We start from the raw sequence: 4,338 nt of genomic DNA, 5'->3' as shown, positions 1-4,338 counted from the left end.
CCCGACCAGCGCGTACACGAGCTGCCCGTACACGCCGTGCACGAGCTGCCCGCGCGTGACCATCCCTGCCCGGTATATCGGTCGAGACAGGGTGCGAGGACGAGCGCGAGATGATCGTCTTTTCGAGGTCGAAGAACGCGGCTTCCACGCCCTCATGGTAGGGGCGGTGGGTGCCGTGACCGGGCAACGGAAGGGCCCGGCGGGCGATCGCCGGGCCCTTCCCGAGTTGGATGTCCTCGGTGCTAGAAGGTCGCGCTCCCCACGCACACCTCGTCCGTCGACAGGTTCCGCGCCCGTCCGCGGAAGACGTCCGAGCCGGACGTGTCGTTCTCGACGATCCGGACCTCGAACGACCCGCTCGCGCCCCGCGTCGTGCGTGTGCCTCGGAACGCGAGGTCGCCGTCGTGGCGGATCTTGACCCGCCAGCGGTCGCCCGAGACGTTCTGGTCCACCTCGAACTCGACCTCGAGGCCACCGTCCTCCGGTGAGACCTTCAACTTCCAGTCGCTCGCACCGCCACACGACCCTTCCCGGATCACGTCGTTCTGGCCCGCCGACGCGATGCCCGCGGGCACCAGGAGCACGAACGCGGTCGCGAGCGCAAACACGATCTTCTTCATGCCGACCTCCTCGATCCTCGGATGCATCGAGGCTAGAGAAGAGGGATCTAAGGGCAAGCAAAGGCGAGTCGCTCGCTCGGTAAAGGTTCACCGCTATCCGCCCGAGCGGAGGCATCAGGGCGCCTGGTGGGCCCCCCGGTCTTCAAGACCGGTGTGGGGCGAAAGCTCCCAGGCCGCCTTCTTGTGGATCGTGATCGTCCGGGTCTCGGTCTTCACGATCGGCTTGGCGGGGTCTGTGCTCGCCGCAACGAGCGGGCTGGTGGATCCGGATGCCGTATCCGGCGACGCCAGAGATCAGCGCACCGGTGACTCCCCCCGCCGATAGCGATCGCGGATCGCTTGTTCATGACCGTTCCTTTCGCCGTCCTCACACGCGAGCTACCACCGCGAGGTTAGCGGTTGGTGACGTCCCGGTTTGACAGAGGCGAATCTCGAGTTCATCTCCCGCCACCAACGCACCTCGCCGAACACGACGAGATGAAGAACGGCGATCGAGCGGTGAGAACTCGGAACACCCGACGTGGCGCGACAGGATCGCAGCAATCGGAGGGAGCGACTGTGCGAATTGATGGAACCCGACGGCAAGGGGGTGCTTAGGGCCGCAGGTCCCGTTCGGAGGTGGGAGCGAGTCCCGTGCCCTTCGGAGATGCCAGCCGCCAGACCGCCTCGATCAGCAGGGCGGTCTCGGGGTGGCGCCGAAGACGGAGCAACCGCCCCGGCATCTCCTCACCCGGGCGCGAACCGAGGGCGAGGACAGGATGACCCGACCCCAGGTACATCTCGAGCAGTTCCTCGGCGGGCGTGCCCATCACGACCATCTCGCTGTCCAGGCTCATGTCCAGAACGACGACGGCCTCCTCGGTCGCGAGGGGACACGTGCCGCTCCGCGAGCCGATGCACGTGTAGTCGGGCTCGGTAGGGCCCGAGCACAGCAGGACCTGGAAGCCATCGCCCTCGAGGGCCGCGGCCAGGCGCTCGCGCTCGGTGGGAACCGACTCTACGACCAGGACGCTCCTCGTGTATCGATCCATGAGCGACAGCATCGCCAGACGATCCACGGGCGTCGACTGCCGAGGGTCCCCTGCTCGACGGGGCGAAGGTCCCTGGGGGTGTGCCTGAAGGGCACACAAGTTCCAGATCCATCTCAAGCGCCAAGCTGGTACTCGTTGGATAGGCCCACCCAGCACGTCCCGCCTGCGGACGCGGAGGCCGTCGGCCGGCGAAGAAAAGGGGACCGGGAAGCGGATCCGGCGTCTTCAGATCGAGGCCTCGATGAGGGCCCTTGGGCGTTGTAGTGAGTCGCATAGGTTCGACCGCCGGATGGCGGGGTCAGTCGGTCTGTGTTGACGCCAGCAAGCACGAGCAGCCACGAGATCAGCGGGGAGTTCCACATGTCGCCGGTGCTCAGCTCGTCCCGGCCCCATACGGGGGTTGGGACAGAGGCACCAGATCAAGAACCTGTTGAGCACGAGCGAGGTCGTCCCGCCACGGACATGGCCCCGACCGCCTCATTCTTGTCAGGGATGGACCTTCGCCCATCGGACGCCGTCCTCGGCGATTACGATCCGCACGGGATCTCCACCATCAGGACCATCGGTCCGCCCTGGGGCGAGAGCAGGTGCAGTTCGCCGTCGAGCGCGCCCACGCGGTCGCGAAGACCAGCCAGGCCCTAGCCCTCCACGAGTGATGCCGTCGTCCTCCACCTTCACGACTAGGCGCTCGCCGTTCCGGCGGACGGTGACGTCCGCACTCGTCGCCTTCGCATGCTTGGCGAAGTTGGCGAGCGCCTCACCGACGACGAAGTAGGCAGCCGCCTCGACCGAGGCCCGGTGGACGTTCGTCGACGTGGACGTCCGCCGGCACCCGGGGAACGCACCGCGAGCGCCGACATGCGGCGCCGACCCCCCGGTCGGTGAGCACGGCCGGGTGGATCCCGCGGGCGAGGTCGCGCACCTCGGTGATCGCGCGCTTGGCATCGCCGAGCGTCGTCAGGACGAGACTGGGGTGATCGCAAGGACGGCGGCCGCCTCGTGTCGACGTTCCGGATGGAACAGGCCCTGGAGCGCGCGGATCGGCCTGATGAAGAGCAGGTCGAACCGGTACTTGCGCGCGATGAGTCGCTTGACGTGCTCCTCCTCGGTCGACGGCAGGATCTCGGCCCGGGCCGTCATCGGCTCACCACGGAGCCGACCGCGGGCCGAGCACGCGGCAATGCTCACGAACGGGTTCCGGCGGATCCGCCTGACCTTGCCGGATCCGAGCGCCGTCATGACGAAGAGCCGGTCACTCTCCGTGGCGAACCACACAGGGGTCGCGACACCCGAGCCGTCGCGGCGGAAACTCGTGATGCTCAGGTACTTGCCCGGGATCCGCGCGACGTCGGCCGCCGCTGGCGCGGCGGCTCGATCCGGCGCGATCTCCCTCTCGGGGCTGCGAACAGACATCGTGCTCACCTCCCGACCGACCGGGACCGCCGATCGGTCACCCCTCATCGTCGGCGAGCGCCGCCGCCGCGACCTGGGCCGGGCGACTCGGTTCCGATAGGCCAACCGGCCCGGTCGGACGGCTGCTCCACTGCGACCGAAAGCCCGGCCGCCGTCTCGCGGGTGGGGCAGCCGGGCTCAAGACGAACCAGATGCCAGCGCCGAGATGCGATTGAGCGCCGTTGCGACCTCCTCCGGTGCCGAGCGCATCGGCCAGTGACTGGTCGCCAGCGCCACCAACGACCACTGGGGCCCGCGGAGCTCAGCCAACCACGCGTGCCCGCTCGGGATGGGAGCTCTGGCGGACCCGTCGGTTCGACTTCGTGATCGCGATCTCCACGACCGTCTGGGCGGTCGCGATCGGCCTCCTCCGGGGCGGACCCATACCCTTGAGTTGCCATGACGGTTGTCGGGGTCATGGAATACCTACATGGCCGCCGTGTCGGCGGCCAGTCATAGGGTGCAACAGGGTCAGACCCTTCGCAGAAGGAGGCGACGGCCGACGCTCTCGTCGGTAAGTCGTAGGGGAAGGGGCCGCCGAGCCCGCCCGAAGTCAGGACTCCACTACAACGCCGGCTCGCCGTGCGGCGAGGGCTCCCCGTGCGTCCCCAGTCGCGTTCTCGGGACTCAAAGTGCGCCCAAGGGTTCGGCAAATGACCCTCCCGTGTAGGGGCGTTCGCCCTCCGGGGGGGACGAACCCCCCTTCTACCGTTGGGTTGTCCAGATGTCTATCGCTGGGAGAGGGGCTGGGGGGAATGGATACGAAGGTCCGTCACAACGGCTCGTCGACAACGACTGTCACGCTGCCTGAACCGGAGCACGGAAGGGCGCGGAACATCCACGAGGTGGTCGCGGGTGCGCTCCTGAGCATCACAGGCATCGGGATGATCCTGTCGATCATCACGAACGAAGCGCTGTATCCGGCGGCCCGGCACTACAGCACGTTCGCCAACACGATCCGTGACCTGGGTGGGACGGTGCCGCCGAACAGCTACATGGTCCAGCCGAACCGGTTGATCTTCATCATCTCGATGGCCATCTCGGGTGTGCTGGTTCTGGTCGCTACGTACCTGCTCTGGCGCGTCCTCGAGCGGCGTAGGTTCCTCGTCGCACTCGGCATCTTCGGCGTCGGGATCGTCGGCATCGCTGTGTTCCCGGGGAACGTCGCGACCTACCACCCGCTCTTCTCACTCCTGTGCTTCGTCGCAGGCTCGGTTGCGGCCATCCTCTCGCGG

Annotated in this window: 4 protein-coding genes; 1 reads left to right on the top strand and 3 read right to left on the bottom strand. The window is 67.6% G+C overall.

Features of this window, described 5'->3' with window-relative positions; translation table 11 throughout:
- Positions 1 to 242 precede the first annotated feature (242 nt).
- From VFI59_00355 to VFI59_00345, 3 genes are all read right to left on the bottom strand, one after another.
- On the bottom strand, positions 243 to 620 hold the full coding sequence (locus VFI59_00355; GenBank protein HET6712152.1) for a hypothetical protein: 378 nt from the start codon (positions 618 to 620) through the stop codon (positions 243 to 245).
- Between the two features lie 593 nt (positions 621 to 1,213).
- Positions 1,214 to 1,651: a hypothetical protein gene (locus tag VFI59_00350; GenBank protein HET6712151.1), complete on the bottom strand. Its 438-nt coding sequence runs from the start codon at positions 1,649 to 1,651 to the stop codon at positions 1,214 to 1,216.
- Positions 1,652 to 2,608: 957 nt separating this feature from the next.
- The gene (locus VFI59_00345) at positions 2,609 to 3,064 is read right to left on the bottom strand and encodes a PPOX class F420-dependent oxidoreductase (GenBank protein ID HET6712150.1); all 456 of its coding nucleotides are present in this window, start codon (positions 3,062 to 3,064) and stop codon (positions 2,609 to 2,611) included.
- Between the two features lie 794 nt (positions 3,065 to 3,858).
- Here VFI59_00345 and VFI59_00340 point away from each other — a divergent pair.
- A partial coding sequence (locus tag VFI59_00340; protein HET6712149.1) for a DUF998 domain-containing protein occupies positions 3,859 to 4,338 on the top strand: 480 nt, incomplete at its 3' end.

This window comes from Actinomycetota bacterium (assembly GCA_035697485.1).
Lineage (GTDB): Bacteria > Actinomycetota > UBA4738 > UBA4738 > HRBIN12 > JAOUEA01.
The sequence above is the reverse complement of the archived record's forward strand: the minus strand, read 5'-3'. Positions and strand labels throughout refer to the sequence as shown.

Coding starts and splice junctions, on each gene's coding strand:
- VFI59_00350 (HET6712151.1), bottom strand. CDS start 1,651: ATGGATCGATACACGAGGAGCGTCCTGGTCGTAGAGTCGGTTCCCACC.
- VFI59_00345 (HET6712150.1), bottom strand. CDS start 3,064: ATGTCTGTTCGCAGCCCCGAGAGGGAGATCGCGCCGGATCGAGCCGCC.
- VFI59_00355 (HET6712152.1), bottom strand. CDS start 620: ATGAAGAAGATCGTGTTTGCGCTCGCGACCGCGTTCGTGCTCCTGGTG.